General features: G+C 65.1%; 24 protein-coding genes and 3 tRNA genes. 13 read left to right on the top strand and 14 right to left on the bottom strand.

The features are described 5' to 3' along the window. Positions 1 to 15 precede the first annotated feature (15 nt). The 6 genes from gyrA (at position 16) to ARTSIC4J27_RS20760 (ending at position 4881) form a co-directional block, all read left to right on the top strand. Positions 16 to 2694 carry a DNA gyrase subunit A gene (gene gyrA, locus ARTSIC4J27_RS20780; protein ID WP_050057108.1) on the top strand — a complete coding sequence of 893 codons (2679 nt, stop codon included), beginning with the start codon at positions 16 to 18 and terminating at the stop codon, positions 2692 to 2694. After that, positions 2687 to 3364, top strand: a complete 678-nt coding sequence (locus tag ARTSIC4J27_RS20775) for a DUF3566 domain-containing protein (RefSeq protein WP_050057107.1) — start codon at positions 2687 to 2689, stop codon at positions 3362 to 3364. Before gyrA ends, ARTSIC4J27_RS20775 begins: the two co-directional genes overlap by 8 nt. A gap of 98 nt (positions 3365 to 3462) precedes the next feature. Beyond that, a tRNA-Ile gene (locus tag ARTSIC4J27_RS20770) sits at positions 3463 to 3536 on the top strand. 40 nt (positions 3537 to 3576) lie between these two features. Beyond that, the gene (locus ARTSIC4J27_RS23320; protein WP_235436805.1) at positions 3577 to 3720 is read left to right on the top strand and encodes a DLW-39 family protein; all 144 of its coding nucleotides are present in this window, start codon (positions 3577 to 3579) and stop codon (positions 3718 to 3720) included. Positions 3721 to 3792: 72 nt separating this feature from the next. Next, positions 3793 to 3868 (top strand) — tRNA-Ala (locus ARTSIC4J27_RS20765). Between the two features lie 71 nt (positions 3869 to 3939). Beyond that, positions 3940 to 4881, top strand: a complete 942-nt coding sequence (locus ARTSIC4J27_RS20760) for a DMT family transporter (protein WP_050057106.1) — start codon at positions 3940 to 3942, stop codon at positions 4879 to 4881. 20 nt (positions 4882 to 4901) lie between these two features. Here ARTSIC4J27_RS20760 and ARTSIC4J27_RS20755 read toward each other — a convergent pair whose 3' ends face one another. After that, positions 4902 to 5777, bottom strand: a complete 876-nt coding sequence (locus tag ARTSIC4J27_RS20755; RefSeq protein WP_050057105.1) for a glycosyltransferase — start codon at positions 5775 to 5777, stop codon at positions 4902 to 4904. 127 nt (positions 5778 to 5904) lie between these two features. Continuing rightward, the gene (locus ARTSIC4J27_RS20750; protein ID WP_050057104.1) at positions 5905 to 6852 is read right to left on the bottom strand and encodes a hypothetical protein; all 948 of its coding nucleotides are present in this window, start codon (positions 6850 to 6852) and stop codon (positions 5905 to 5907) included. A 154-nt stretch (positions 6853 to 7006) separates the two neighbouring features. Between ARTSIC4J27_RS20750 and ARTSIC4J27_RS20745 the strand changes: the two genes are divergently transcribed. The 3 genes from ARTSIC4J27_RS20745 to ARTSIC4J27_RS20735 all read left to right on the top strand — a co-directional run bounded on the left by ARTSIC4J27_RS20745 (position 7007) and on the right by ARTSIC4J27_RS20735 (position 9452). After that, positions 7007 to 7552 (top strand): peptidylprolyl isomerase, encoded by a 546-nt coding sequence (locus tag ARTSIC4J27_RS20745; protein ID WP_050057103.1) that lies wholly within the window; start codon positions 7007 to 7009, stop codon positions 7550 to 7552. A gap of 9 nt (positions 7553 to 7561) precedes the next feature. After that, positions 7562 to 8440, top strand: a complete 879-nt coding sequence (locus ARTSIC4J27_RS20740) for a rhomboid family intramembrane serine protease (protein ID WP_050057102.1) — start codon at positions 7562 to 7564, stop codon at positions 8438 to 8440. Positions 8441 to 8984: 544 nt separating this feature from the next. Further along, positions 8985 to 9452, top strand: coding sequence for a carboxymuconolactone decarboxylase family protein (locus ARTSIC4J27_RS20735; protein WP_050057101.1), 468 nt, complete (start codon positions 8985 to 8987; stop codon positions 9450 to 9452). Between the two features lie 185 nt (positions 9453 to 9637). On the opposite strand, the gene ARTSIC4J27_RS20730 is transcribed toward ARTSIC4J27_RS20735, so the two are convergent. After that, positions 9638 to 10249 carry a DNA-3-methyladenine glycosylase I gene (locus tag ARTSIC4J27_RS20730; protein ID WP_050057272.1) on the bottom strand — a complete coding sequence of 204 codons (612 nt, stop codon included), beginning with the start codon at positions 10247 to 10249 and terminating at the stop codon, positions 9638 to 9640. Beyond that, entirely contained in the window at positions 10246 to 10497 is a 252-nt protein-coding gene (locus ARTSIC4J27_RS20725) for a cell division protein CrgA (RefSeq protein ID WP_050057271.1), read from the bottom strand. The genes ARTSIC4J27_RS20730 and ARTSIC4J27_RS20725 overlap by 4 nt, the downstream gene beginning before the upstream one ends. 174 nt (positions 10498 to 10671) lie before the next feature. On the opposite strand from ARTSIC4J27_RS20725, the gene ARTSIC4J27_RS20720 reads away from it, so the two are divergent. From ARTSIC4J27_RS20720 to ARTSIC4J27_RS20715, 3 genes are read left to right on the top strand one after another with little or no spacing between them, the layout of a single operon-like run. Continuing rightward, positions 10672 to 11457, top strand: coding sequence for a class E sortase (locus ARTSIC4J27_RS20720; protein WP_050057100.1), 786 nt, complete (start codon positions 10672 to 10674; stop codon positions 11455 to 11457). A 2-nt stretch (positions 11458 to 11459) separates the two neighbouring features. After that, entirely contained in the window at positions 11460 to 11630 is a 171-nt protein-coding gene (locus ARTSIC4J27_RS22980; protein WP_167344690.1) for a hypothetical protein, read from the top strand. Next, on the top strand, positions 11627 to 12268 hold the full coding sequence (locus tag ARTSIC4J27_RS20715) for an anthranilate synthase component II (protein ID WP_050057099.1): 642 nt from the start codon (positions 11627 to 11629) through the stop codon (positions 12266 to 12268). The genes ARTSIC4J27_RS22980 and ARTSIC4J27_RS20715 overlap by 4 nt, the downstream gene beginning before the upstream one ends. Here the strand turns inward: ARTSIC4J27_RS20715 and pknB are convergent. From pknB to ARTSIC4J27_RS20680, 7 genes are read right to left on the bottom strand one after another with little or no spacing between them, the layout of a single operon-like run. After that, the gene (gene pknB / locus ARTSIC4J27_RS20710) at positions 12265 to 14211 is read right to left on the bottom strand and encodes a Stk1 family PASTA domain-containing Ser/Thr kinase (RefSeq protein WP_050057098.1); all 1947 of its coding nucleotides are present in this window, start codon (positions 14209 to 14211) and stop codon (positions 12265 to 12267) included. The genes ARTSIC4J27_RS20715 and pknB overlap by 4 nt on opposite strands. Before the next feature lie 15 nt (positions 14212 to 14226). Then, on the bottom strand, positions 14227 to 15951 hold the full coding sequence (locus ARTSIC4J27_RS20705) for a serine/threonine-protein kinase (RefSeq protein ID WP_050057097.1): 1725 nt from the start codon (positions 15949 to 15951) through the stop codon (positions 14227 to 14229). Next, complete coding sequence (locus ARTSIC4J27_RS20700; RefSeq protein WP_050057096.1) at positions 15948 to 17408, bottom strand: peptidoglycan D,D-transpeptidase FtsI family protein; 1461 nt, start codon at positions 17406 to 17408, stop codon at positions 15948 to 15950. Before ARTSIC4J27_RS20700 ends, ARTSIC4J27_RS20705 begins: the two co-directional genes overlap by 4 nt. Further along, on the bottom strand, positions 17405 to 18793 hold the full coding sequence (locus tag ARTSIC4J27_RS20695; protein ID WP_050057095.1) for an FtsW/RodA/SpoVE family cell cycle protein: 1389 nt from the start codon (positions 18791 to 18793) through the stop codon (positions 17405 to 17407). The genes ARTSIC4J27_RS20700 and ARTSIC4J27_RS20695 overlap by 4 nt, the downstream gene beginning before the upstream one ends. Further along, complete coding sequence (locus ARTSIC4J27_RS20690; RefSeq protein ID WP_152683938.1) at positions 18790 to 20475, bottom strand: PP2C family protein-serine/threonine phosphatase; 1686 nt, start codon at positions 20473 to 20475, stop codon at positions 18790 to 18792. The genes ARTSIC4J27_RS20695 and ARTSIC4J27_RS20690 overlap by 4 nt, the downstream gene beginning before the upstream one ends. Before the next feature lie 59 nt (positions 20476 to 20534). After that, positions 20535 to 21017 carry an FHA domain-containing protein FhaB/FipA gene (locus tag ARTSIC4J27_RS20685; RefSeq protein ID WP_050057093.1) on the bottom strand — a complete coding sequence of 161 codons (483 nt, stop codon included), beginning with the start codon at positions 21015 to 21017 and terminating at the stop codon, positions 20535 to 20537. After that, positions 21014 to 21745 carry an FhaA domain-containing protein gene (locus tag ARTSIC4J27_RS20680; RefSeq protein WP_050057092.1) on the bottom strand — a complete coding sequence of 244 codons (732 nt, stop codon included), beginning with the start codon at positions 21743 to 21745 and terminating at the stop codon, positions 21014 to 21016. Before ARTSIC4J27_RS20680 ends, ARTSIC4J27_RS20685 begins: the two co-directional genes overlap by 4 nt. Positions 21746 to 22076: 331 nt before the next feature. Here ARTSIC4J27_RS20680 and ARTSIC4J27_RS20675 point away from each other — a divergent pair. Then, positions 22077 to 22159, top strand: a tRNA-Leu gene (locus ARTSIC4J27_RS20675). A gap of 149 nt (positions 22160 to 22308) precedes the next feature. Here the strand turns inward: ARTSIC4J27_RS20675 and ARTSIC4J27_RS20670 are convergent. The 3 genes from ARTSIC4J27_RS20670 to ARTSIC4J27_RS20660 form a co-directional block, all read right to left on the bottom strand. After that, entirely contained in the window at positions 22309 to 23007 is a 699-nt protein-coding gene (locus tag ARTSIC4J27_RS20670; RefSeq protein WP_050057091.1) for a FadR/GntR family transcriptional regulator, read from the bottom strand. 24 nt (positions 23008 to 23031) lie between these two features. Next, positions 23032 to 24159 (bottom strand): L-talarate/galactarate dehydratase, encoded by a 1128-nt coding sequence (locus tag ARTSIC4J27_RS20665; RefSeq protein WP_050057090.1) that lies wholly within the window; start codon positions 24157 to 24159, stop codon positions 23032 to 23034. Between the two features lie 199 nt (positions 24160 to 24358). Continuing rightward, positions 24359 to 25732, bottom strand: coding sequence for an MFS transporter (locus ARTSIC4J27_RS20660; protein ID WP_050057089.1), 1374 nt, complete (start codon positions 25730 to 25732; stop codon positions 24359 to 24361). Positions 25733 to 25746 lie beyond the last annotated feature (14 nt).

Raw genomic sequence — 25746 nt, 5'->3', positions numbered from 1 at the left:
AAACGGAAATAGATAATGAGCGACGAAACACCCGAGAACCCGGCCCCCGAAGCCGGGAACCCGGACACCGTTCTTGAAGGCGACGTGCTGGTAGACCGTGTGGAGCAGGTGGACCTGCAGACGGAAATGCAGCGTTCCTACCTGGACTACGCCATGGCGGTCATCGTGGGCCGTGCCCTCCCGGACGTTCGCGACGGCCTCAAGCCCGTCCACCGCCGCGTGCTGTACGCGATGTTCGACGGCGGCTACCGCCCCGAGCGTTCCTTCAACAAGTGCGCCCGCGTGGTGGGCGAGGTCATGGGCCAGTACCACCCGCACGGTGACACCGCGATCTACGACGCCCTCGTCCGCCTCATCCAGGACTGGACCATGCGCTACCCGCTGGCCCTGGGCCAGGGCAACTTCGGTTCGCCCGGCAACGACGGCGCAGCGGCTCCCCGTTACACGGAAACGAAGATGGCCCCGCTGGCCATGGAAATGGTCCGGGACATCGACGAGGAAACCGTCGACTTCCAGGACAACTACGACGGCAAGAACCAGGAACCCACCATCCTGCCGGCGCGGTTCCCGAACCTGCTCGTCAACGGCTCCTCGGGCATCGCCGTGGGCATGGCCACCAACATCCCGCCGCACAACCTCCGCGAAGTGGCCGACGGCGTTCAGTGGTACCTGGCCAACCCGGGCGCGAGCCGCGAGGAGCTGCTGGAAGAACTGCTGCGGCGGGTCAAGGGACCCGATTTCCCCACCGGCGCCACCATCCTGGGCCACAAGGGCATCGAGGACGCCTACCGCACCGGCCGCGGCTCCGTCACCATGCGGGCGGTGGTGAATGTGGAGGAACTGCAGGGCCGCACCTGCCTGGTAGTCACGGAACTGCCGTACCAGGCCAACCCGGACAACCTTGCCATCAAGATCGCCGAACTGGTCAAGGACGGCAAGATCCAGGGCATCGCCGACCTGCGCGACGAAACCTCCGGCCGTACCGGCCAGCGGCTGGTCATCGTGCTGAAGCGCGATGCCGTGGCCAAGGTGGTGCTGAACAACCTCTACAAGCACACCGAACTGCAGAGCAACTTCTCCGCCAACATGCTGGCAATCGTTGACGGCGTGCCCCGCACGCTCAGCCTGGACGCCTTCATCCGGCACTGGGTCACCCACCAGATGGACGTCATTGCCCGCCGTACCAGGTACCGGCTGCGCAAGGCCGAAGAAGAAGCCCACATCCTGCGGGCGCTCCTGAAGGCGCTGGACATGCTGGACGAGGTCATCGCCCTCATCCGCGCGTCCAACACCACCGAAGCGGCACGCGACGGCCTGATGGAACTGCTGGACATCGACGAACTGCAGGCCAGGGCCATCCTGGACATGCAGTTGCGCCGCCTTGCAGCCCTGGAGCGCCAGAAGATCCAGGACCGGCACTCAGAGCTCGAAGCCCTCATCGCCGAATACAACGAGATCCTGGGCTCCGAGCAGCGCCAGCGCGAAATCATCAGCACCGAGCTTGGCGAGATCGTGGACAAGCACGGCGACGACCGCCGCACGAAGATCCTGATGGGCTTCGACGGCGACATGTCCATGGAAGACCTCATCCCCGAAGAGGAGATGGTGGTCACCATTACCCGCGGCGGCTACGTCAAGCGGACCCGGAGCGACAACTACCGTTCGCAGCAGCGCGGCGGCAAGGGCATCAAGGGCGCCCAGCTGCGCGGCGACGACGTGGTGGAGCACTTCTTTGTCACCACCACCCACCACTGGCTCCTGTTCTTCACCAACCTCGGCCGGGTCTACCGTGCCAAGGCCTACGAGCTGATGGAAGCCGGCCGCGACGCCAAGGGCCAGCACGTGGCCAACCTGATGGCGTTCCAGCCGGACGAGCACATCGCCCAGGTGCTGGACCTGAAGGACTACCAGCAGGCGCCCTATCTGGTCCTCGCCACCAAGCGCGGACTGGTCAAGAAGACGCGGCTGGAGGATTACGACACCAACCGCTCCGCCGGCGTGATCGCGATCAACCTCCGTGATGGCGATGAACTGGTGTCCGCGCAGCTGGTCTCGGAAACCGATGACCTGCTCCTTGTGTCCCGGAAGGGGCAGTCCATCCGCTTCACCGCCACCGAGGACGCGCTCCGCCCAATGGGCCGGGCAACCTCCGGCGTCACGGGCATGAAGTTCCGCGAGGACGACGAACTGCTCGCCGCCAACGTGGTGACCGACGGTTCGTTTGTGTTCATCGTGACCGAGGGCGGCTACGCCAAGCGCACAGCGGTCGAGGAATACCGGCTCCAGGGCCGCGGCGGGCTGGGCATCAAGGTGGCCAAGCTCGCCGAAGAACGTGGTGACCTGGTGGGCGCGCTTATTGTCCAGGAAGAGGACGAGGTGCTCGTGGTCATGGAAGGCGGCAAGGTGGTCCGTTCTTCGGTGGCCGGCGTGCCCGCAAAGGGCCGCGACACCATGGGTGTCATCTTCGCCAAGCCGGACAAAAATGACCGGATCATCGAGGTGGCGCGCAACAGCGAACGCGGCCTCGAGGGCGAGGAATCACTGACGGATGACGTAACGTTGGCTGAAGATGGCGGTTCCCCGGGGGACGCCGCAGAGTCAGCAGTTGCAGAAGAATCACCGGCCGTTGAGTCAGAGGACGCCTCGGGCGACGCTGAGCCGAACGAAGACAACACGGAGGTAACGAGTGAGTAATCCCGACTCATTTCCCAAGCCGAACACGTCAGCTCCCGAGGGAAGCCGGCCCTCGGCCGCACCCCGCGTGAACGCGCCCGTCCGCCCGCAGCAGCGGCCTGCCGCTCCAGCGGCAGCTCCGGGACAGCGCCCGGCAGTCCCGGGACAGCGTCCCCTCCAGGGGGAACGGCCGACGTCGGGACAGGCCGTGCCGCGCACGGCTGCGGGACCGTCCGTCCCCGGCCAGCGTCCGGCTCAGGGCCAGCCCGGCCAGCGTCCCGCCGGCCAGGGCACGCCTGGGCTGGTGAAGCCTGCGCCCAAGGCGAAGGTACGCCGCGCCCGCCTCCTGATCAGCAAGGTGGACCCTTGGTCGGTCCTGAAGATGGCGTTCCTGCTGTCCGTGGCGCTGGGAATCGTCACGGTGGTCGCTGCCATCGTCCTGTGGACCGTCCTGGACCTCACCGGAATCTTTGACCAGGTGGACAGCCTGCTCGGTACGCTTGCCGGCTCCGAGGGCGGCGGCTTCGAACTGAAGAAGGTGGCCTCCCTCGGCCAGGTGGCCTCGTTCGCCACCATCATCGCCGTGGTCAACGTGGTCCTGCTGACCGCGCTGTCCATGCTGTCTGCGGTCCTGTACAACATTGCGGCCACCCTGGTTGGCGGCATCGGCGTGACCCTCACCGACGATTAGATCCGGCGCTTTCACCGCTAAATCCGCGGTGAAAGCCCCCGATTTGAGATCGGGCCGGGATGTGCTGTAAAGTCATGTCTCGGCCCGATGAGGTATCGGGGCGTATAGCTCAGGCGGTTAGAGCGCTTCGCTGATAACGAAGAGGTCCCAGGTTCAAGTCCTGGTACGCCCACGGAACCTGTGCAGGTTCAAGTGGAGGTCTGGTTCGCATCATGCGGCCGGACCGGAACGGGGAGCATGTGAAGAAGTTGCTGGTCTTGGCAGCTGCAATCGCAGGCGTCCTGGTCTACCGGAAAGCACAGGAATCCGAAGCCCGGAAAACTGTCTGGAGCAAGTCAACCGACTCGGTTGATTAGGCCGGACACCCGGTCCTGGAGCTGGTCAGCAGCCTCAAGGTTCTAGGGTATGATGGACGGGTTGCTTCTTATGGGGGCATGGCGCAATTGGTAGCGCACCTGCTTTGCAAGCAGGGGGTTCGGGGTTCGAGTCCCCGTGCCTCCACCATAGGAAAGTCCCGGTTCAGCGGAAACGCTGGCCGGGACTTTTGTTTTGCCGAAGACAGGTAGGGGTGGACGGTGACCTTTCTTATTGCAGCCCTCGGCGTGCTGGGTGTTGCCTCCTCCGGCCCCCTGATCGCCGCCACGCTCGGAGCCACCAGTGTCAGCGCCCTGGCCATCGCCTTCTGGCGCAACGCCATCGGCTCCGCCGTCATGGCCACGCCCACGCTTATCCGCGAGCCGGGCCAGTTCGGCAGGGTGACCAGGCACGAGCTCCGCTGGTCGCTGCTCGCCGCCGTCGCCCTGGCCCTGCACTTTGCCTGCTTCATCACGTCACTGCAACTGACCTCCGTTGCCGCAGCCACGGCACTGGTGTGCCTCCAGTCGGCGTGGATCGCCGTCTTCCAGCTCTTCAGGGGAACCAGGCACCGCTGGCAGGTGCTGGCCGGCCTGGGCATCGCTTTTGCCGGAGTGGTGGCAATTACGGGATTCGACATGGGATCGTCCCCGGACGCCCTCCTGGGTGACCTCCTGGCAGTGGCTGGCGGAGCCCTGGCGGGAATGTACACGCTGGCAGGCGGCAAGGCCCGGCAAAGCATGACCACGGGGACGTACACCACTCTCTGCTACGGCGTCTGCGCGGCCCTCGTGGCGGTGATGGCCCTGCTGGGCGGCCAGCCGCTGGTCGGCTTCGAAGCCGGCGGGTGGGTGGGCATCCTGGCCATCACCGTGTGCGCCCAGCTCGTGGGGCACACCGCTTTCAACCACTTGCTGGCCACCATGAGCCCGCTCCTGGTGTCCATGATCATCCTGCTGGAAATCCCCGGTGCGGCCCTTTTAGCGGCCCTGTTCCTGCAGGAGACGCTTCCTGCCGGCACCTACGCCGGACTGGGACTGATCCTGGTGGGGCTCGCCGTCGTCGTCCTCGGCCAAAAGCCCGGAAGGCGGGGTCGCACGCAGGGTGCGGCAGAACAGGACGGACCGCCGGACCATCCGCTGGCCGAACTCGGGACTGACTGACCCCTGTTAGCCGGGAAACCCTACTGGCCGCCGCGGCGGGCGGGCTGCGCCGTGTTGACGGTGTGGATGGCCCGCAGGAGTTTGGCCGGAAAGTACACCGAGAAGAAGACCACCATGGGTGCTTTCAGGGCCATCTTCTTGACGTTGTGAGCCTTGTAGGTGCGGTCGAACCGGGTGACGTAATAGCGGTAGTCCCGGGGTGAATCTTCAAGTCGGCGGGCGGACATGCCGGACACCATCTGGGGACAGTAGTTGATCTTCAGTTCGTGGTCTGCCAGGTGCAGCGAAAGATCGATGTCCTCATGCATCTCGTCCTTCTCGTCCCGGCACGTCTCGGAGCGGATGATCTGCCACGCGGACGAGCGCAGGGCCATGTTGGAACCGAACAGGAAGTGGTACTGGTGCTTGGCGAGCTTCAGCATCAGCTGGCGCATTTTGTCATCCGCTTTGAGGCCGAAGCGGCGCATGGGCATGTCGTAATAGACAACGGGTCCGGTGGCGGCCTGGACTGACGGGTCGGCGAAGGCGCGCTGCACCTGTTCCACCCAGTCCGGCTCCACCACGGAGTCTGCGTCGATACGCCCCAGGACGTCCCCGGTGGCGTGGTCCAGGCCGAAGTTCCGTGTGGGAATAAGGCCCTGTTCCTTGTCCTGGCTGAGCAGGACGATGGGGCTTTCCGGATACTCAAGCTGCATCTGCCGGACGATGTCGGCGGTGCGGTCCTTGGAGAGATTGTCCACCACGATGATTTCGTGCGCGGGCACCGACTGGTAGATGGCAGCTATGAGGCACTGCCGGATCACACTTTCCTCGTTATATGCCGGGATGACAATGGACACGCGGGGCTGTACTGCTGCGTCGTTCAAGGCATCCTCAGAGGATTGATCGGCTGACATCAGTCCAAATCTAGCACCGATCAGCGGTGCACCTTCGGAGCATGGCGGCATGCGGAGATGAATAAAGGGCCCCGCTTCAGTGAACTGGTCACTGGAGCGGGGCCCTTATCCGGAACGGCCTCAAAGGCTAGGACAGGGTGCTGTCCTTGTCCGCGCTGCCGATGTTGGCTGCGATGTTCTTGGTGGCGGTCTTGGCATCGGCCGCGACCGGGGCTGTTGTGCCGCTGGTGTCCTCGGCCACGTGCTTGGCCTTGTCCGCGGAATCGTCGCCCGTTTCGGCAGCCGTCGCAGCCGGAGCGGAGGCGGTGTCAGCCGCCGTGCCGCTGGCGGCCTCGGTAACTTCGTTCACCGTGGTCGCCGGGACCGGTGCGGGCGTGGGCGTGACCGGGGACGGCGTCTTCCAGGGATCCTCGACCGGTTTGGAAGCCTTCCAGGCTGCCACACCGGCGGCAACTGCCGCGGCGATGACACCAAAAACCAGCCAGCCGCGCTGCTTCTTGGGCGGTTCGGGCTGGGCCAGCTGGATTCCCACGGTGCGGCCGGCCTCGGTTGCGGCTGCCTTCAGCTGAGTGCCAGTTGCCTGGGCCTGCTCCTGGAGGGCGTGGATGATTCCCACGTCGCCCAGTTTCTGGGCGACGGCGTCAACGCGCGCCGGGGTGCCCTCAAGGGTCCGGTGCACAACATCGGATGCCTGCCCGATCTGGTCCGACAGGCGGGGCAGGTATTCAACCACCACGCGGTCGCGGGCGTTGAGGATGACGGGCGTGGCCTTGTCCAGGGCTTCGTGGAGCTTGGGGGATGCGCCCTCCACGGCCTCGTTGATCCTCGGAGCGAGGTGCGCCAGGCCGTCCTGGATGCGCGGCGTGACCGTGGCCACACCGTCCGCCAGGTTGTGGGCCGCGGTCTTCAGGCCTTCCTGGATCTTGGGAGACGCGGTATCCAGGCTGTGCTGAAGACGGGGCACGGCCCAGTCAACAGCTGCTTCCACGCGGGGGGCTGCCCAATCCCGAGCATTCTCTACGGCGCTGGTGACTGACAGCTCAAGGTCACGGGCAATACGGTCCGATTTCTTCACAACTACCTCCCGATTAATGTGACGGTCTGTGGTTAGCCTACGTGGCTTGATGTTCACCGGCTATTCTCTCCGCGGATTTTAGGCGGATTTCACCGAGCGCGGAACTGTCCCCCCAGCCCTCCCCACCGCAGGGCGTCGTGAAAGAATGGGCCCTATGACTGCCATCGCAACTGCAAAAGCAACCATCCACACAAGCCTCGGCGACATCGTCGTCAACCTCTTCGGCAACCACGCGCCCAAGACCGTCAAGAACTTCATTGGCCTCGCCACCGGCGAGCAGGCCTGGACCCACCCGGAGACGGGCGAGGAGAAGACCGGTACGCCGCTGTACAACGGCACCATCTTCCACCGCATCATCAAGGACTTCATGATCCAGGCCGGCGATCCGTTGGGCCGCGGTACGGGCGGACCGGGCTACCGCTTCGACGACGAAATCCACCCCGAGCTCAGCTTCAACCAACCCTACAAGCTGGCCATGGCCAACGCCGGCATCCAGATGGGCAAGGGCACCAACGGGTCACAGTTCTTCATCACCACCATCCCCACTGACTGGCTGCAGGGCAAGCACAGCATTTTCGGTGAAGTGGCGGACGACGAATCCAAGAAGGTTGTGGACGCCATCGAGGGCGTCCGCACCGGCATGGGTGACCGCCCGGTGGAGGACGTCACCATCAACAGCATCGACATCGAACAGCTGTAATCCCCTTCCATGAGTTACGGAATTCCGTCGGCTGAGCCGTCCGCGCAGGTTCCGGTCTGCCCCCGGCACCCTGACCGGCCCTCGTATGTGCGCTGCCAGCGGTGCGGGCGCCCCGCCTGCCCGGACTGCCAGCGGGCGGCCGCCGTCGGATTCCAATGCGTTGACTGCGTCAACGAAGCTCGCCGTACGACGCCGGAAGTACGGACGGTCTACGGCGGCGCCGCAGCATCCGGCAAGCCTTTGGTGACGTACGGCATCATCGCGGTGTGCATTGTGATGTATGCGCTGCAGTGGAGCATCCCGGGCCAGGCTGTTTACGAACAGCTGGCCTATAACAACGTGTTCGCCACCCCGGAGTACGGGGCCTTCGAACCCTGGCGGATGCTCACGGCCGCCTTCCTGCACTCGCCGGATTCAGTGCTGCACATCGTCCTTAACATGTACACCCTGTGGATCTTCGGCCAGGCCCTTGAGCCGCTCCTGGGCCGTGCCCGCTTCCTGGCGCTGTACCTGATCTCCGCCATCGGCGGCTCCGTGGGGTACCTGCTCCTGAACCCGGTGCTGGTGCCCGGGCAGGGACTGGTGGGAGTGGTTGGTGCCTCCGGCGCCATCTTTGGACTCTTCGGTGCCATGCTGCTGGTCCAGCGGCACCGGGGCGGGGACACCCGCCAGCTCTGGGTGCTGATCGCCATCAACGGCGTCATAGGCTTCCTGATTCCCCAGATTGCCTGGCAGGCGCACCTCGGCGGGCTGGTCACGGGCGCCCTGTGCGCGGCCGTCCTCGCCTACACTCCCCGTGGGCCCAGGCAGGGCCTGATCCAGGCAGTCGGGCTGGTGGCCGTCCTGGCCCTGCTTATTGCGGCCAGCTGGATCCGGATCTCCCTGTAGGTCCCGCAGCACAGCTTCCATACGTCAGAAGAAGGTCCCGGCATCCAAGCGGATGCCGGGACCTTTTTTATCCACAGCCTTTATCCACAGTGTTGGTAACTTACACGTCTGTAGTTCATCTCGGGAAAGTGCTTTTCCCGCCAGCCGGCAGGAGTTCTGCTGGATATCCCCGGGGACAATCCACACCTGTGGATAACTCTTGGGGATAGAGCTGTGCTTAAGTGGACAAAGCCGCCCCAAATCCACGTTCTGTGGAAAAACAGGGGGAAAACAGCCGCATGCCCCCGGTTCCGGCTCTTTCCCATGAGTCTTTCAACAGCCTTGTGCACAGTGTTAATAAGTGACAGGTATGTAGTTCATGGCCAGGAATTGCCCGCAGTACGGTACGGAACGCCTCATCCGACGGCAATTTCCCCCAGGCTTTCCACAGTTGTGGATAACTTGTGGGTATCGCAATGTTGGTAAGTGGAAAAGATCAGTACTGCCGGTGTGCAAAGCTGGTGGCAACGGACAGCCGCCGTCTGTCCCCGAGCAGGAGAATCCCTTGAGCGCCACTACCCAGCACGTCTATCTCGACAAACAGCATCCTGCCCTGTGGAGGGCCCTCAATGGTCTCGGACTCAAGGTGCGGGAGGCCGCCGAGGCTGCCGGCCTGGACGAAACCATGGTGGAGCTGCTCCGGGTGCGCGTCTCACAGCTCAACGGATGTGCCTACTGCCTCGACCTGCACGTCAGGGAAGCTGTGGAGGCAGGCGAAAGCGTGCAGCGCCTGGCCGTACTGCCGGCATGGCGTGAGACGGCCCTCTTCAGCGAGAAGGAGCGGGCAGCACTGGCACTGGCCGAGAGCATCACGGAGTTGCCGGGACACAGCGTGCAAGGGCATGAGGAAGCCTATGCCCGGGAGCACCTCTCGGAGGAGGAGTTCTCGGCGGTGAGCTGGCTGGCCATCGCCATGAACGCGTTCAACCGCGTCTCGATCACCAGCCACCACCCGGTTACCCTGGACCGGTAAGAGCGCGGCCCGGTCAGAACCGGCCGGTTATCCACAAGGTATTCCACATTGTTAATAACCGCATCGGGACGGCCAGATTGGCGTTTTGCTACGGCAGGGCCCTCAATGGTGCCTGTTGACTTCGGATGCCGCGGAGTTTTCAACACTGTGGATAACTTTCCCAACAGTTGGGGAAAACTATGCTCCTAGGCGCTGGAAGCGGGCCAGATTCCCGAGGATCCGCGCCGGTGGCTGTCCAGCAGGTGGGTGTCCACCATGCCAATGGCTTCCATGAGGGCAAACATGGTGGTGGGCCCGACAAAGGAGAACCCCTTTTTCCGCAGCGCCTTCGACAGTGCCATCGATTCAGGGGTCTGTGTGGGGATTTCGGAATGGAGCGCCGGGCGGGGCGTTTCGGCAGGCTTGAACTGCCACACAAACTCCACCAGCCCTCCTTCCTGCCGCAATGCGAGGGTGGCACGGGCATTGGTGACGGCGGCGCGGATCTTCAGCCGGTTCCGGACAATGCCGGCGTCCTGCATCAGCCGCTCAACGTCGGCATCGGTAAACAAGGCCACAGCGTCGGGGTTGAAACCGGCGAAGGCGGCGCGGAACGCCGGGCGCTTCCGGAGGATAGTGGCCCACGAGAGCCCGGCCTGGAAGCCCTCAAGGCAAATGCGCTCGTAAAGCCCCTGTTCATCGGTGACAGGAAGGCCCCACTCGGTGTCGTAGTACTCGCGCAGGAGCGGATCTGTAGAAGCCCATAGGGGCCGGGCAAGCCCGTCCGAGCCCGGCACGGCCCCACTGTCAGGAGCTATGAACGCCACCGCGTGGTCATCAGGAATCCGACGATCGCGATGCCGAAACCGGCCACGATATTCCATGATTCCCATGCCTGGACCGGCAGGCGGCCTTCGCTGATGTAAAAAGTGATGATCCAGAGGAGTCCGATAATCATCAGGCCGAACATCACCGGCTTGAACCAGACAGGATTGGGCTTGTAGTTCTGCGACGAAGCCTGCGTAGTGGTGCTGGCGGTCTTCTTGCGAGGCTTTGACTCGGGCACTGGCTCTCCTTGGCGGGCTGAGGCAAGCTCGGCGTTCCGGGCTTGATATCCTGCAAGAAGGAAGTTGCCAGCGGTCTGCGCGATCTTGGTCAAATCTGGATTCTTACTAGCAGCCAATTCTAGTCGTAGTTCATGGGGCACCACTGCCCGACGCAACCGCCCGGAGGAGAACGCGTGGTATTGCAGGAAAAGGCGAGGCCCGCCGCTGCGCCGCGTGCCGGCGTCGTATTTCTGCGCGGGACCATCCAGGTACTGGGTGAGCTGCTCATTACCGCCGGGGTGATCCTGCTGCTCTTTGTCGCTTGGCAGCTGTGGTGGACCAACGTCGAATCGGACGCCAAGCAGAGCGCAGTCATCAAGGAGTTCGCCCAGGATCTCGGAACCCCCGCGCCGGCCCCGAAAGTGCCCGCTGCCCCTGCCTCACCCGAAGATTTTGGCCCGCCCGTTGTGGGGGCCGCGCCCGGCCATGCCGGCACCATCGGCATTATGTACATCCCCCGATTCGGTCCGAACTACACCCGGCCCATCGTGCAGGGCACCAGCCAGGATGTGCTGGACACGCTGGGCCTGGGGCACTACAGCAACACGGCCATGCCCGGAGCGGTAGGGAACTTTGCGGTGGCGGGGCACCGCCAGACGCACGGCGCCGTCCTGGACAACATCCACACCCTGGTGCCCGGGGACAAAATCTACGTCCAGACGAAGGACGGTTTCTATGTTTACGTCTTCCGCAACAACCAGATCGTGATGCCGTCGCGGACCGACGTCCTGGAGCCTGTGCCTACCCAGCCTGGCGTCACGCCCACGGAAAGCTTCCTCACCATGACCAGCTGCAACCCACGCTTCGGTGCCGAAGAACGCATCATCGCTTATGCCCTGCTGGACAGCTGGCGCCCCGCGTCTGCCGGTCCGCCCGCAGAAATTGCAGCCCAGGTGGCCGCAGCGACGGGAAGGGGCTGAGCATGTACGCCTGGCTCTTCCGCCATCTGCCGGGGCCGCTGTGGCTGCGGATCGTCACCTCGCTGGTGCTGGTCGCCGTCGCACTGGTATTGATGGTTCAGTTCCTTTTCCCGTGGATGTCCGAGTACACCCAATTCACCGACTCAACGATTGGTTCCGCAAGCCAGCCATGACCACAACCAAGATCCTCGTAGTGGATAACTACGACAGCTTCGTTTACACCCTGGTGGGCTACCTCCAGGAGCTCGGTGCCGAGACCACGGTGGTCCGCAACGACGACGTCACCCTCGCCGAGGCCATCGAACTGGCCGGCACGCGCGACGGCGTCCTCATTTCACCCGGGCCCGGCAATCCTGCTGAGGCCGGCGTGTGCATCGAACTGATCAAATGGTGCGGCGAGAACAGCCTGCCCATGTTCGGCGTCTGCCTGGGACACCAGGCACTGGCCGAGGCATTCGGCGGCAAGGTGACCCACGCGCCGGAACTGATGCACGGCAAGACCTCACTGGTGGAGCACATCGGGACCAGCGTCTTTTCGGGGCTCCCCTCCCCCGTCACGGCCACCCGCTACCACTCCCTGGCGGCCGTCCGCGAAACCCTTCCGGATGTCCTGGAAGTCACCGCGGAAACCGCCTCAGGAGTGGTGATGGGGCTTCAGCACCGGACCGCACCCCTGTGCGGGGTCCAGTTCCACCCGGAATCGGTGCTCACCGAGGGCGGCTACCAGATGCTGGGGAACTGGCTTGAGTCACTCGGCATGAAAGGTGCGGCAGCGCGCGCCGCCAAGCTGAGCCCGCTCATCCAGCACTAGCCCCTCCGGCTGGACGTCGGCGTCGCCGTGGGCGTGGGCGTCGGAGTCGGTGCCGGGGACGGCGGCGGAGCCTTGGCCACCACAATCGTGATGGTCTTGCCCTGCTCCACCACGGCGTTCACCGGCTCGCTTTGGTCCGTCACGCGCCCGGCTTCCACCTGCCCGTTCTCCGCCTCGATGACCGCCGGTACCAGGCTGAGCTCCTTCAGGGCTGCCTCGGCTTCTTCCCGGGTGCGTGCCCGCAGCTCGGGCACCGCCACCTTGCCGGTGGACACCACCAGCTCAACCGTGGTTCCCACTCCTACCATCTGCCCGGGGGCAGGGCTGCTGGTGATCACAATGCCGGCCGGGACCGTGGCACTGTTGGCTGTGGTGGTGGACGGCGCTCCCACGAGCCCGCTCTGGCGGAGGATATCCCTGGCCGCGGCCTCAGTCTTGCCGGGCAGGCTGTCCGGAATCTTCACGGCGCTGGGGCCTTCGGAAATGTTCAGGACCACATCGGATCCGGGGTCAATGGAAGTGCCGGACGCCGGATCGGTTCCGATGGCCGTCCCCTTGGGCACGGTGTCGTGCTGCAGGCGCACGATTTTTGGTTTGAGGTCTGCTCCGTAGAGTTCCTGCAGTGCGGAGGATTCGGTCATCGCGGCCACCGCCGGGATCTGCACCTTTGGCGGCAGAGGGGCAGGACGGTTCACGGTGTTGTACACCCACAGCCCGCCGCCCGCGAGGACCAGGAGCGTGAAGATCACCAGGGTCGCTATCCAAGCACGACGGCGGGACTTCTGCCGGGCGGTCCGCTCGCGTTCCGGAGGCAGGCCCAGGGGCAGGTCATCGCGTGCGGAAGGTTCGTAGGCGGCGGGAGCCGTGCGGCCGTCGTCGTCCGCTATGGCACTGAAGGCAGCGAGGCGACCGGTTGGCGCGTTATCAAGGAAACTTGCGCCCGTGGCCGCGAACGCCTCGGTGGCGGGGGCTTCGGTGGGGGCGGGGACGTGGTCGGTGGGGTCTGTGGCGGCCTCAGAGGCCGGAGCAGCGGGAACAGGAATCCCGGCCCTGGCCGCGCGGAGGGCACGCTGGAAGGCGGCGGCGTCCTGGAACCTGTCATTCCGGTTTTTCTGCAGGGCCTTGGCCAGCACGGTGTCCAGCGCAGGCGAAACCTCGGGGTTCAGGCTGCTCGCCGGTGCCGGGATTTCCCGTACATGCTGATAGGCCACGGAAACGGGGCTGTCGCCGATAAACGGCGGGCGGGAGGTCAGCATTTCGTACAGCAGGCAGGCCGCGGAGTAGAGGTCGCTCCGGGCGTCCACTGTTTCGCCGCGGGCCTGCTCGGGCGAGAGGTACTGCGCGGTGCCCACCACGGCCTGAGTCTGCGTCATCGTGGCGGAGGAATCGGCCATGGCCCGGGCAATGCCGAAGTCCATGACCTTCACGGAGTCCGTGCCTTCGCAGTACATCACGTTGGCCGGTTTGATGTCCCGGTGCACAATTCCGGCTTTGTGGCTGTACTCCAGCGCGCCGAGGACACCAAGGCAGTAGTCGATGGCCTGGTTGATGCTGACCTCATTGGCCCTGATCAGGTCCCGGATAGTCCTGCCCTCGACGTATTCCATCACGATGTACGGCACCCGGACGTCGTCATCCGAACCGTCGTGGACCATGTGCTCGCCGGTATCGTAAATCGCCACGATGGACGAATGGTTCAGCGCCGCTACCGACTGTGCCTCACGCTTGAAGCGCGCCTGGAACTGCGGGTCGCGGGCCATATCCGGCCGGAGCAGTTTGATGGCGACGGTGCGGCCCAGGCGGGTATCCAAACCCCGGTAGACGTCCGCCATGCCGCCGCGGCCAATCAGTCCGCCCAGTTCGTACCGTCCGCTGAGGACACGCTGGCTATCCACCGGGAGGTTGTCCTCCCGGTGCAACGGTGTGCGCGCTGACTCGTTCACTGGTGGTCCTGGCGGTTACGGCTGGCAGGTGGGAGGCAGGCCGGGCAACTGGTCGTTTCCACAGGCCGGGAGGGACGTCGGCGCCGTCGGTCCCGCCGCAGACGGAGTGGAGGGGGCAGACGTGGGAGCCGGCGTGGTGGGGGCCGGTGCGGGTGACGGCGCCACCGCGTACGTCACTGTGATGGGCGAACCCACTTCCACCCTGCCCGAGCGGGACAGGGCAATCACCGTGTTGGGGGCAGAATTCGCATCAACCTGCGGCTGGACTGTCACATCAAGATTCATGGCCGAGAGCTGCGACTGGACTGTCCGGTAGTCCTTGCCAAGGTACGCCTCGGGAATGATATTGACGGTTTCCGGTGTAGGAGTGGGAGTCGGCGTGGGGGTGGCGACGCTCTGGGTAGGCGTTGCAGACGCCGTGGTCCGCGTGGGGGTGGCGGAGGTGGCCGGCGCGCTGGTGGAGGGGGCACTGGAGGACGGATTGCCGGAGGGCGAGAAGAGTCCCATCTGGCTGACCAGGAACCCCGCCAGGGCAAACAGGAGCAGCAGGATCAGGGCGATCAACGGCCAGGTCCAGGGGCTGCGGCCCTTGCGCCGTGGCTCATCGGCGGGCTCGTCGTCGTACCTTGTCTCTTCCGGAGTCCAGTTCCGCTCGGCGGCCAGGGCATTGGCGCGGGCCAGCGTTCCCTGCGGCTCGCTGTCAGCTGCGGGGGAACCCGCCCCTGCCGCCATCCCGGCAGCCGCTCCCGCAGCACCGGCACCCAGTACCGGCAGCGCCGAAGTGGCAGCGGAGGACGCGTCGCGCTGGGCACCGATCACGCCGGTGGGCGCGGTGGCCGTGTCCACGGGGGCGGTAATGGGACCTGTGTCGGCGGCATCAAAGAGGAGCATGCCCGGCACAGCGGCGCGGGCGGCACTGATGTCCCCGTTCCGGATGGCCTCTGCTGCTTCGGCAAGTTTGATGGCGTTGGCCGGACGGTTCTTGGGATCCTTCGCCAGCATGGACATCAGGAGCGCCCGCACCGGGGCTGGAAGCGATTCCGGCAGGGGCGGCGGAGCGTCGTTGACCTGGGCCAGGGCGATGGCAATCTGGGACTCGCCGGAGAACGGCCGGTGCCCGCTCAGGCACTCGTAACCGATGACGCCCAGCGAGTAGATGTCCGAGGACCCCGTGGCCGTCTGCCCGGTGGCCTGCTCCGGCGCCAGGTACTGGGCGGTGCCCATGACCTGGCCGGTCTGCGTCAGCGGCACCTGGTCGGCAAGGCGGGCGATGCCGAAGTCAGTTACCTTCACCCGTCCGTCAGGAGTGATGAGGAGGTTGCCGGGCTTCACGTCGCGGTGCACCAGGCCCTGGGCGTGGGCAACGGAGAGCGCACGGGCCGTCTGGGCGATGATGGACAGCGTGCGGTCCGGGGACAGGACCTGCTCATGCTCAATGATGCTGCTCAGCGGCTGGCCCGGAACGAGTTCCATCACCAGGTAGGCGGAGCCCTCTTCCTCACCGTAGTCGAAGACGTTGGCGATCCCCACGTGGTTGAGCAACGCAGTGTGCCGGGCCTCTGCGCGGAAGCGCTGAAGGAAGCCGGGGTCTCCCGTGTATTCCTCTTTCAGCACCTTGATGGCGACGATGCGGCCCAGGACGAGGTCTTTGGCTTTCCAGACTTCCCCCATGCCGCCGATCGCGATCCGCGTAGTCAGCTGGAATCTGCCGCCGAGGGTGATTCCGGTTGTAGGCCTCACTTATTCAACACCGCCTCAAAAATCTTCTTCGCGTTCGGACTGGTTAGCTGTGCGCCGGTGGTGATGTCCACGCCTTCCATAACGATCGTGACACCCACCTGCGGGTTGTTTGCGGGGGCGAACCCGGTGAACCACGAGTTATTGACGCCATTGCCCAACTCTGCGGTGCCCGTTTTGCCGGCCACCTGGACTCCGGGAACTGCCGCCCTGTTGGCGATGCCCTGGCTCACCGCGCTGGTCATCCATTCGGTGATCTGGTTGGCGATGTCCGGAGTGGTGGAGGTCCGCAACTGTTCCGGCTGCGGCTCCTCGATCACCCGCAGGTCCGGGGACCGCAGGGCCTTGATCAGGGTGGGGCGCATCTGGACACCGTCGTTGGCGATGGCCGCCGTCATCATGGCCACCTGCAGGGGCGTGGCCCGGACGTCGCGCTGCCCGATGGCGGACTGGGCCAGTCCGGGCGCGTCCAGGTCGTCCGGGAAACCGTTGCCCCGGGCGTAGCCGAGCCTGAGCTGGTCGCCCATGTCTTCGCCGAAGCCGAACTTCCTGGCCTGTTCGGCGATGGCGTCGCGCCCCAGATCGAGGGCGATGCTGGCGAACGGGGTGTTGCACGACTGCTCCAGGGCGAACGAGAAGTCCGCCGTGCTCCGCGTGTAGCAGTTGCCGCCTGCGTAATTGGGAAGCTTGTATTGGATGCCGTCAAAGGGCATTTCAGCCGGATTGGGTAGCTCGCTGTCCTTGTTGTACTTCCCCGAGGCCAGGGCCGCGGCCGTGTCCACCAGCTTGAAGACCGAACCCGGGGCGAGCTGCTCGCCCGTGGGTCCGCTGACGTTGGCATTGAGGTTGATGCCGGGAACTTTGACCAGTTCGTTGATGTTGGCCGATTCTTCCTCGGTGTTCTGCGTGGCCACGAGGTTCGGGTTGTAGGACGGCTTGGACGCCATGGCGAGGATGGCCCCGGTCTTCGGGTTGGTCACCACGATCGAGCCGCGCTGCCCGTCCGGGATCAGGTCGTAGGCGAGCTTCTGGATCTCGGGATCAATAGTGAGTTCAACCGAGGCCCCCTTGGGCTGGTTTCCCAGGAACATCTGGCCAACCCGATCCAGAAAGAGCTGGTCGGAGTTGCCTGCCAGCTGCTGGCCGAGGGCCTGCTCCAGGCCTGTGGCGCCGTAGTTCTGTGAGAAATACCCGGTGATGCCTGCATACAGCTCAGGCTGCGAGTAGGTGCGTTGGAACTTGCACGTTTCCGAACCGCTCTCCACCGATTCCGCCACAGGGGTGCCGCCCACAATAATGGCGCCGCGGTCGTTGCAATAGTTCTGCAGGATGGCGCGCTGGTTCAGCGGGTTGGCTTTGAGGTCGTCGGCGCCCACCACCTGGACAAAGCTGATGGCGCCGAAGAGCAGCGCAAACATGGCAACTGCCGCTACCCAAGAATGCCGTATTGCCTGGTTCACGGGTGCTTCACCGCCTCGGTAGGAGTATCAATGCCCATGGAATCTGCTTCCTTTGCGGCCGGAAGCGGAGTGGTATCCACCGGCCCGCGGGCGGTATGCGAAATCATCAGGAGCAGCCCCACGATGATCCAGTTGGCCAACAGCGACGAACCGCCGGCTGCCAGGAACGGGGTGGTGAGGCCGGTCAGGGGAATGAGCCGGGTGACGCCGCCGATCACCACAAAGCACTGCAGCGCCACGGCGAACGACAGGCCGCAGGCCAGCAGTTTTCCGAACGCATCGCGCGTTCCGAGGGCCGCGCGGAAACCGCGGGTGAACAGCAGCAGGTACATCAGGACGATGGCAAACAGTCCGATCAGCCCGAGCTCTTCACCGAGGGAGGCGATGATCATGTCGCTGTTCGCAAAGGGCACCAGATCCGGGCGGCCCTGCCCGAGTCCCGTTCCCACCAGGCCGCCGTTGGCCATGCCGAACAGGCCCTGGATCACCTGCCGGCTGCCGTTCTCGTAGACCTCCGGGGAGAAGGCGTTGAGCCACCCGAACACGCGCTGCTGGACGTGGGAAAACACCTGCGCCGCCACGAACCCGCCGCCGAGGATGAGTGCCAGGCCGATCACCACCCAGCTGATGCGGCTGGTGGCCACGTAGATCATCACGATGAAGAGGCCGAAGAACAGGACCGAGGAACCCAGGTCACGCTGGAAGATGAGCACGCCGATGCTGACCAGCCAGGCGGTGATCATGGGACCCATGTCCTTGAACCGGGGGAACTGCAGCGGCCCGATCTTCCGGCCCGCCAGCAGGATCAGGTCCCGGTTGGACGATAGATAGCCCGCGAAGAATATGGCGAGGGTGATCTTTGCGACCTCGCCGGGCTGGAAGGTCATTGGGCCGAGCCGGATCCACACCCGTGCGCCCAGGATCTCCCCGGCACTGATCCCGGGGATCAGCGGCAGCAACAGCAGCAGGGCGCTGGCGGCCAGCGAGATGAAGGTGAACCTGCGCAGGACGCGGTGGTCCTTGAGGAACCAGATCACGGCGATGGCAACGGCCATGGCGATGAGGGTCCACCGGAGCTGGTTATTACCGGTGTCATCGCCGGGCGCATCAAGGCGGTGGATCATGGCCAAGCCAAGTCCGTTGAGCGCCACTACCAGGGGAAGTATTACCGGATCGGCATATTTTGCGCGGAAGCGGAGCACACCGTGGAAGACCAGGGCGGCAACGGCCAGGAGGCTGGACTGGAACCAGAAATCCGAATCAAAAGCCTTTTCCTGGTCCACCCCAACCAGCATGTTGGCGCCGATGCCTACAACGAGGGCCAGCAGGAGCAACGCGAGTTCCACGTTCCGTCGCGGCTTGGGCGTGGTACTGAGCTGGCTCATTGGCCCACCTCGCAGGTGATCGTGGGACTGGGTGTGGGGGACGCGGCGGCAGGCGCCGGGGCCGCGGAGGCCGGCGGACTGCCTGACGGATCAGGTGCAGGAGCGGCCGTTGCCGGCGGGCTGGCCGCCGGCGTGGAGGCAGCGGGGGATGCCGACGGCGTCGGGCAGCCTTCCTCAGGTGACGTGGTGCCGGTGAGTTCAAGGTTCTTTACGATGCGCTGCGCGTCGTAGAGGTCCTGGGCGGGCACGGTCTGGCGGACGCGTTGTTGCGAGAAGGGGGGAAGCGAGTCCATCCGGATATCGGTGACCGCCTCCAGGGTGGAGAGCTGGATGGGTCCGAGCCGCTGGGAAACGCCGTTGTAGATGGCCACGCGCGAATCAAATTCACCAACGTAGTAACGGGTCTGGGTCCAGGCATAGCCGAGCCAGAGCCCCACGGTCAGGACCACCAGCACGGCGGCGGCGATGGACCAGGTCACCCATCGGCGCGGCTTCAGCGGCACGAGGCTCTCTTCGGCGTCGCCGGGCTGGGGTTCCGCCTTGTGGGTGAGGAGCGTGGCCGCACGGCGTGCCACGGTGCGCCCGGCAATGGTGGGAATGGAGCCGGTTTCCGCGGCGGCTGCCGCTGCTCCCACCAGCTCGTGCGGGCGGGAGGAGAGTTCTTCGCGTAGTACTTCGGCGGTCAGGTGTTCGCCGAGGTGCGGATCCGTGGACCCGGCCTCCGGGGAATCCTCCTCGGCTGAACCCGGTTCGGACGACCCCGGGGAGTCCGTCCCAGAGCCTGCTGCTGTGCTGCTGTCTTTGCCGTTTCCCGTGCCGTCCCCGGCTTCCGCGTCTTTGCCCGGGGTGGCGGCAGGAGTTGCGGTCGGCGCGGCGGCTGCCGGAACATGTGCGCCCTCCGCGGCGGCAGGGGCTTTGGTAGCTCCCGGGGAAGGAACGACTTCGACGGCGGCCGTGCTGACGTCGTCGGGCGTTTCCTCAACGATTTCCAGCATTACCACGGTGACGTTGTCCGGGGAGCCGGCATCGAGGGTGAGGTCCACCAGGGTTTCCGCGCATTCGCGCAGGTCCTTGGTCTCGCGGACAGTCCGTTCCACGGCATGCCCGGCCACGTAGTTGAGCCCGTCGGAGCAGAGGAGCCAGCGTTCGCCCGGCTTCACTTCCAGGGTGTCCAGGTCAAGTTCGGGGCTGGCATCCACGTCGCCCAGGACACGCATCAGGACGTTTTTGTGCGGATGGGTTTCGGCCTCTTCGGGGCGGAGTCGTCCTTCGTCGATGAGCCGCTGCACAAACGTGTGGTCAACGCTGACCTGCTCGAACTTGCCGTCCCGCAAGCGGTAGGCGCGGGAATCGCCGATGTGGGCGAAGTGCAGCCTCCCTTCGGCGAGCAGTAGCGCGGTGACGGTGGTGCCCATTCCAGCGAGCTTGGGATTGATGTGCACCAGCTCGGACAGCAGCGAGTTGGCGGTCTGGATCTCATCCGCCAAAGTGGTGCCAGCGTCGCCGTCGTAATCGCCGCGGTCCAGGTGGATCATGTCCAGGACGGTGGCAGCGGACGCAACATCGCCGCCCGCGTGGCCGCCCATGCCGTCGGCGACGACGGCCAGGTGCCGTCCCGCGTAGGCAGAGTCGTCGTTCTTGGACCGGATTTTGCCGACGTCGGACCGCGCGGCGAACCGCATGATGAGGGGCCGCTCCGCCGGCTTGGGGCCGGGTGCGGGAGTCTGCGGGTCGGCCACGGCTATGGCCTCAATTCGATGACCGTCTTGCCGATTCTCACGGGAACGCCAGGTTCAACGGGCAGGGCGCGGGTCAGCTGCTGATCGCCCAGGTACGTGCCGTTGGTGGAGCCGAGGTCCTCAATGAACCAGCGGCTGCCCTGGGGAAAAAGCCGGGCGTGGCGGCCGGAGGCGTAGTCGTCCTCAAGGACGAGGGTGGCCTCCTGCGCGCGGCCCAGGAGGATGGGGCTCGCGGCCAGCGGAAGCGTTGTGCCCTTGAGCGGGCCTTCAACCACGGCGAGCTGCCGGGCTTGCTGCTTCACGGGCTGCGGCGGCGCTTCGGCCAGCTCAGGATTCTTTCGGACCTGGCGGGCGGTGGGGGCGCCGGCGGCTGCTTTGCGGCCCACCATAAGGTCGCGGCGCATGGCGGAGACGATGCTGAAGATCAGCACCCACAGCAGGAGCAGGAAGCCGAACCGCAGGGCGGTGATGGTCAGTTCGCTCATGCGCGGCCACCCGGGCTGGCGGGGAGCAGGCGGAAGATGATCTTTGTCCGTCCCATCGTGATGGTGGAGCCGTCGGTGAGTTCGGTGCTTCCGGAAACCTTGTGTCCATTGACGTAGCTGCCGTTGGTGGAGCCCATGTCCACTGCGCTGGTGACACCGTTGGCCGTCCGGATTTCGAGGTGGCGGCGGGAAACCCCGGTGTCCTCGATGTGGATGTCCGCTTCCGAGGACCTGCCCAGAACGATGGACGGCGCATTCAGTGAATACCGCTGCCCGTCGATATCCAGAACGGGCTGCATCCGGACGGGCTGGCGGCTGGGAGCGGCCGGTACGTTCGGGCGGGCGGGTCCAGCGCCTGACTTCTCGGTGGTGGAGACGATCTCGAAGTCGCCGGGCCGGAGTTCGGACTCGCGCCGGAACGAAATCCGTACGGGGCCCTGCAGGATGTAGCCCTGGCTGCGGACGTGGTTAATAACGACGTCGCACAGTTCTTCAGCCAAGGCGGTACCCCACTCCTGGGCGCGTTTGAAGTCCTCATCGCTGAGTTGGACATCAAAAACGTTGGGCACCAGGGTGCGGCCGGCGGCAACGGTAAGGGACTTGTGGTCCACTTCCCGCCGGAGCCGGCTGGCGATCTCCACGGGTTCCACCTGGGCGCGCGAGCCGGTGGAGAAGACGCCCCGGACGGCCTTTTCAATGCCGCGTTCCACCTTGTCCAGCAGACCCATGGTTCTTCTCCTTTCCCCCCGGCTGCGGGGCAGTTTTCGTTCCGTACGTGCACTTGCAGTGGTATTGCCAAGCCTCTGGTGTGGCCGCAGGAAGCAGCCACTCCTACATCAGATACTACTGGGCAGCCCTGCGAATGACCTTAATCCACAACGGCCGGGCGCCGCCAAAAGTTCGGTTTCCAGTTGGCTCTGGTGCCGTGCAGGCCCTGGTTCCAGCTCTCCAGCAGAGCCCAATTGGTGTTTTCCCTGCAATGTCCGTTATGCTTGATCTCGCTGCTTTTACAGGGTTGCGGATCAGGGAAACCGGCCGGGATTCAGTAAAGGAAGTTGCGCGCGAGTGGCGGAACGGCAGACGCGCTGGCTTCAGGTGCCAGTGTCCGAAAGGGCGTGGGGGTTCAAATCCCCCCTCGCGCACGCAATTGATGAGCCCCGGTCCTAAGACCGGGGCTCTTCTGTTTAACCTTTGGCCGGCGGATTCTGGTCTTGTTCGCAAATCCGGGCCTTGAAGGTTCGGATTAGCGAACAAGCTTAGGTTTCGGCGCTTAGCCCGGGCGCGCCCCGGGTCAGGCGCGCGCGGAAGCCTTGAACCGTCGTCGTGAGTTGGCCAGATGGCTGCGCATGGCAGCTGCCGCGGCAGCCTCGTCACCGTCCGCAATGGCGTCCGAGATGGAGCGGTGCTCCTGCACCACCTGGTCGAAATGGTCCCGGGCGTAATGCTCGACGCCGGTCATCAAGCGGGTGCGCGGCATCGCGATCATTGTCTGGCCCAGGGCTGCAAGGCAGTCTGAGTAGTAGGGGTTGCCGGATGCCACGGCCACGGCGCGGTGGAATTCGAAGTCGGACTTCATGGCGTGGGCAGGATGGCCGGCACTGGCCGTGAACTCCTCGAGCGCGGCTGTCACGGCGCGGAGCTGGCGTTCAGTGTGGTTGCGGGCGGCAAGTGCCGCTGCCTCAGTCTCCACGCCCATGCGGAACTCGAGCAGGTGGAGCCGGTCCTCCATGGAGGCCACCGGACGGGCTCCCGGCGCTGCCGAGGGCCCGTCCGACGGCGGGGTGAGGGCGAAGCTGCCGCGCCCCCGTTCGGTTTCCACAAGTCCCTCGGCCTGGAGCCTGGTCAGCGCGGCGCGGACAACGGTCCGGCTGACACCGAAGTCGCTGATGAGGGTGTTTTCACTGGGGAGCTTCTCGCCTGGCTGGATGACGCCGTCCACGATGCGGGTGCGAAGGTCAGCGGCGAGGTCCGCGGTGAGGTTCCGGCTCATGGCTTCAAGATTACGGCTTCGGGGTCAGGCGCCGAACTCCACGGACTCGGTGGTCCAGGCGCGTGCCTGGTCGCTGAGGGTGACGCCGAGTCCGGGGCGGTCCGGGACGATCATGCGGCCGTCCTTCGTCTCGAGGCGCTCGTTGAACAGCGGGTCCAGCCAGTCGAAGTGCTCCACCCACGGCTCGCGCGGGTAGGCGGCGGCGAGGTGGAGGTGGATTTCCATGGCGAAGTGCGGGGCCAGGCCCAGGCCGCGCTCGTCGGCGAGGGCGGCGAGGCGGAGGAATTGGGTGATGCCGCCCACGCGGGGTGCGTCGGGCTGGATGATGTCACAGCCGTTTGCGGTGATGAGGCCCTTGTGTTCGGCCACGGAGGCGAGCATTTCGCCGGTGGCGATGGGGGTGTCCAGGACGTTCGCCAGGTGGGCGTGGCCTTCGAAGTCGTAGGCGTCCAGGGGCTCTTCGATCCAGATGAGGTTGAAGTCCTCAAGTTGGCGGCCCATGCGCAGGGCGGTGGCGCGGTCCCACTGCTGGTTGGCGTCCACCATGAGCGGGACGTCCCAGCCGATGTGTTCGCGGATGCCGGCCACGCGGCGCAGGTCTTCCTTGCTGTCCGGGAGGCCAACCTTGATTTTGATGCCGCCGATGCCTTCTTCGAGGGACTGCGTGGCGCGGGCCTTGACCTCTTCGAGGGTTGCGTTGAGGAAGCCGCCGGAGGTGTTGTACGTCTGGACGGAGTCGCGGTATGAGCCGAGGAACTTGGCCAGCGGCAGGCCGGCGCGCTTGGCTTTGAGGTCGTAGAGGGCGATATCGATGGCGGCCAGCGCTTGTGTGGCGACGCCGGAGCGGCCCACCGAGGCGCCGGCCCAGAGCAGCTTGGTGTAGATCTTCGCGATGTCGTTGGGGTCCTCGCCGATGATGCCCTCAGCCACTTCCTTGGCGTGGGCGTACTGGGCGGGGGCGCCTGCGCGCTTGGAGTAGCTGAAGCCGACGCCGGTGTGCCCCAGTTCGGTGGTGATCTCGGCAAAGAGGAAGACCACCTCCGTCATGGGCTTCTGCCGGCCGGTGAAGACTTTGGCGTCGCTGATGGGGACTGAGAGGGGGAGGTGGGCGGTGGACAGTTTGACGTGCCGGATCAGATCGACGCTGCTCATGGATTCTCCTAAAGGCGGGGCTGGGCTCCTTCGCCCACCTTCTTAGGATATAAGTTTGCCACTTGTATTACAAGTACTTTGGTCCGGGAGGGAACAACAGCGCACGCGTCACGCGCACATCCGCTTACGGGCAGAGCCCGCTACCCCTTTCCGAACGAAGGGGTAGCGGGCTCGTGTTGGCTATTTGTCCGAAGGTGAATCAGTTGGCGATGGCCCGGTCCTGCGGGCTGCCCGCATTTTTCTCGTCCAGTTCCTGGGCGGCGGTGATGCGCCGGTCCAGCTTGCTGAGGGTTTCCGGGGCCAGGAGCGTTGCCACAACGGTGATGATGCCGATGATGCTGAAGTAGAGGATCACCCAGCCCGGTTCGCCGTTTCCGGCGTTCAGAAGCGCAACGGCCACCAGCGGGGCGATGCCGCCTGCAAGTACCGAGCCGAACTGGTAACCCATCGAGGCGCCGCTGTAGCGCAGCTTCGTAGAGAACAGTTCCGAGAAGAAGGCAGCCTGGGGGCCGTACATTGAGTTGTGGAAGACGGCGAGCCCGATGATGATGGCAAGCGTCGCCAGCAGTGCGCTGCCCGTGTCCGTCATGACGAAGTAGAGCGGGAAGAACAGGAGCCCGCCGATCGAGCCGAACAGGTAGAGCGGCTTGCGTCCGATCTTGTCCGAGAGGATGGCCCAGAGGGGCACGGCGAAGACGCCGATGCCGGAGGCGATCAGGACGGACAGTGTTCCCTGGTTGGCGAGCTCGGGCCCGAACGTCCTCATGATGTAGACCACCGAGAAGGTTGTGTAGAGGTAGAAGGCGGAGTTTTCTGCCAGCCGCATGCCCACAACGAGCCAGATGCCCTTGGTCTCCTTCTTCATGGCTTCGCCCAGCGGCTTCTTGGACGTCTGCTTCGTGGCGAGGAGTTCCTTGAAGTCGTCGGAGTCCTCGAGCTTGGCACGGACCACCAGGCCGATGATGATCAGGACCACGCTGAGCAGGAAGGGCACGCGCCAGGCCCACGCATTGAAGACCTCTGCGGGCACGGCGGACTTGACGATCAGGACGCTGGAGTTTGCGAGCAGCATGCCTGCCGGGACGCCCATCTGGGTAAAGCTTCCGAAGAAGCCGCTGCGTCCGGCAGGGGCGTGTTCGATGGATATAACGGCCGCACCGGCCCATTCCGCCCCGGCGCCGAAGCCCTGGAGCAGGCGCAGCACTGTCAGCAGGATGGGAGCCCAGACGCCGATCTGGGCGTAGGTGGGAAGCAGCCCCATGGCCAGGGTGGCGAAGCCCATGATGAGCAGCGACAGCACGAGCATGGGCTTGCGGCCGATTTTGTCACCGAAATGGCCGGCGAACATGCCGCCGAAGGGACGGGCGACGAAGCCGACGGCGTAGGTGACGAAGGCAAGGAGGAGGCCCGTTGCGGGATCCTGTTCAGGGAAATAGAGCCGGCTGAACACGCCGGTCGCTGCGAGCAGGCCGAAGATGTAGTAGTCGTACCACTCGATGGTGGTGCCGGCGAAGCTGGCAAGCGGTACGCGCCAGGCCGCCTTTGGTTTGGCGTGGGTGTTGGAGATCGTCATTGGTCTTTTCTTTG

Origin of the sequence: Pseudarthrobacter siccitolerans, from assembly GCF_001046895.1 — a bacterium.
Taxonomy (GTDB): Bacteria; Actinomycetota; Actinomycetes; order Actinomycetales; family Micrococcaceae; genus Arthrobacter; species Arthrobacter siccitolerans.
Note: the sequence above shows the minus strand (reverse complement) of the source record. Positions and strands in the feature narration are given on the sequence as shown.

Coding starts and splice junctions, on each gene's coding strand:
- gyrA (WP_050057108.1), top strand. CDS start 16: ATGAGCGACGAAACACCCGAGAACCCGGCCCCCGAAGCCGGGAACCCG.
- ARTSIC4J27_RS23320 (WP_235436805.1), top strand. CDS start 3,577: ATGCGGCCGGACCGGAACGGGGAGCATGTGAAGAAGTTGCTGGTCTTG.
- ARTSIC4J27_RS20755 (WP_050057105.1), bottom strand. CDS start 5,777: ATGTCAGCCGATCAATCCTCTGAGGATGCCTTGAACGACGCAGCAGTA.
- ARTSIC4J27_RS20745 (WP_050057103.1), top strand. CDS start 7,007: ATGACTGCCATCGCAACTGCAAAAGCAACCATCCACACAAGCCTCGGC.
- ARTSIC4J27_RS20740 (WP_050057102.1), top strand. CDS start 7,562: ATGAGTTACGGAATTCCGTCGGCTGAGCCGTCCGCGCAGGTTCCGGTC.
- ARTSIC4J27_RS22980 (WP_167344690.1), top strand. CDS start 11,460: ATGTACGCCTGGCTCTTCCGCCATCTGCCGGGGCCGCTGTGGCTGCGG.
- ARTSIC4J27_RS20715 (WP_050057099.1), top strand. CDS start 11,627: ATGACCACAACCAAGATCCTCGTAGTGGATAACTACGACAGCTTCGTT.
- ARTSIC4J27_RS20695 (WP_050057095.1), bottom strand. CDS start 18,793: ATGAGCCAGCTCAGTACCACGCCCAAGCCGCGACGGAACGTGGAACTC.
- ARTSIC4J27_RS20690 (WP_152683938.1), bottom strand. CDS start 20,475: ATGCGGTTCGCCGCGCGGTCCGACGTCGGCAAAATCCGGTCCAAGAAC.
- ARTSIC4J27_RS20685 (WP_050057093.1), bottom strand. CDS start 21,017: ATGAGCGAACTGACCATCACCGCCCTGCGGTTCGGCTTCCTGCTCCTG.
- ARTSIC4J27_RS20680 (WP_050057092.1), bottom strand. CDS start 21,745: ATGGGTCTGCTGGACAAGGTGGAACGCGGCATTGAAAAGGCCGTCCGG.
- ARTSIC4J27_RS20670 (WP_050057091.1), bottom strand. CDS start 23,007: ATGAGCCGGAACCTCACCGCGGACCTCGCCGCTGACCTTCGCACCCGC.
- ARTSIC4J27_RS20665 (WP_050057090.1), bottom strand. CDS start 24,159: ATGAGCAGCGTCGATCTGATCCGGCACGTCAAACTGTCCACCGCCCAC.
- ARTSIC4J27_RS20660 (WP_050057089.1), bottom strand. CDS start 25,732: ATGACGATCTCCAACACCCACGCCAAACCAAAGGCGGCCTGGCGCGTA.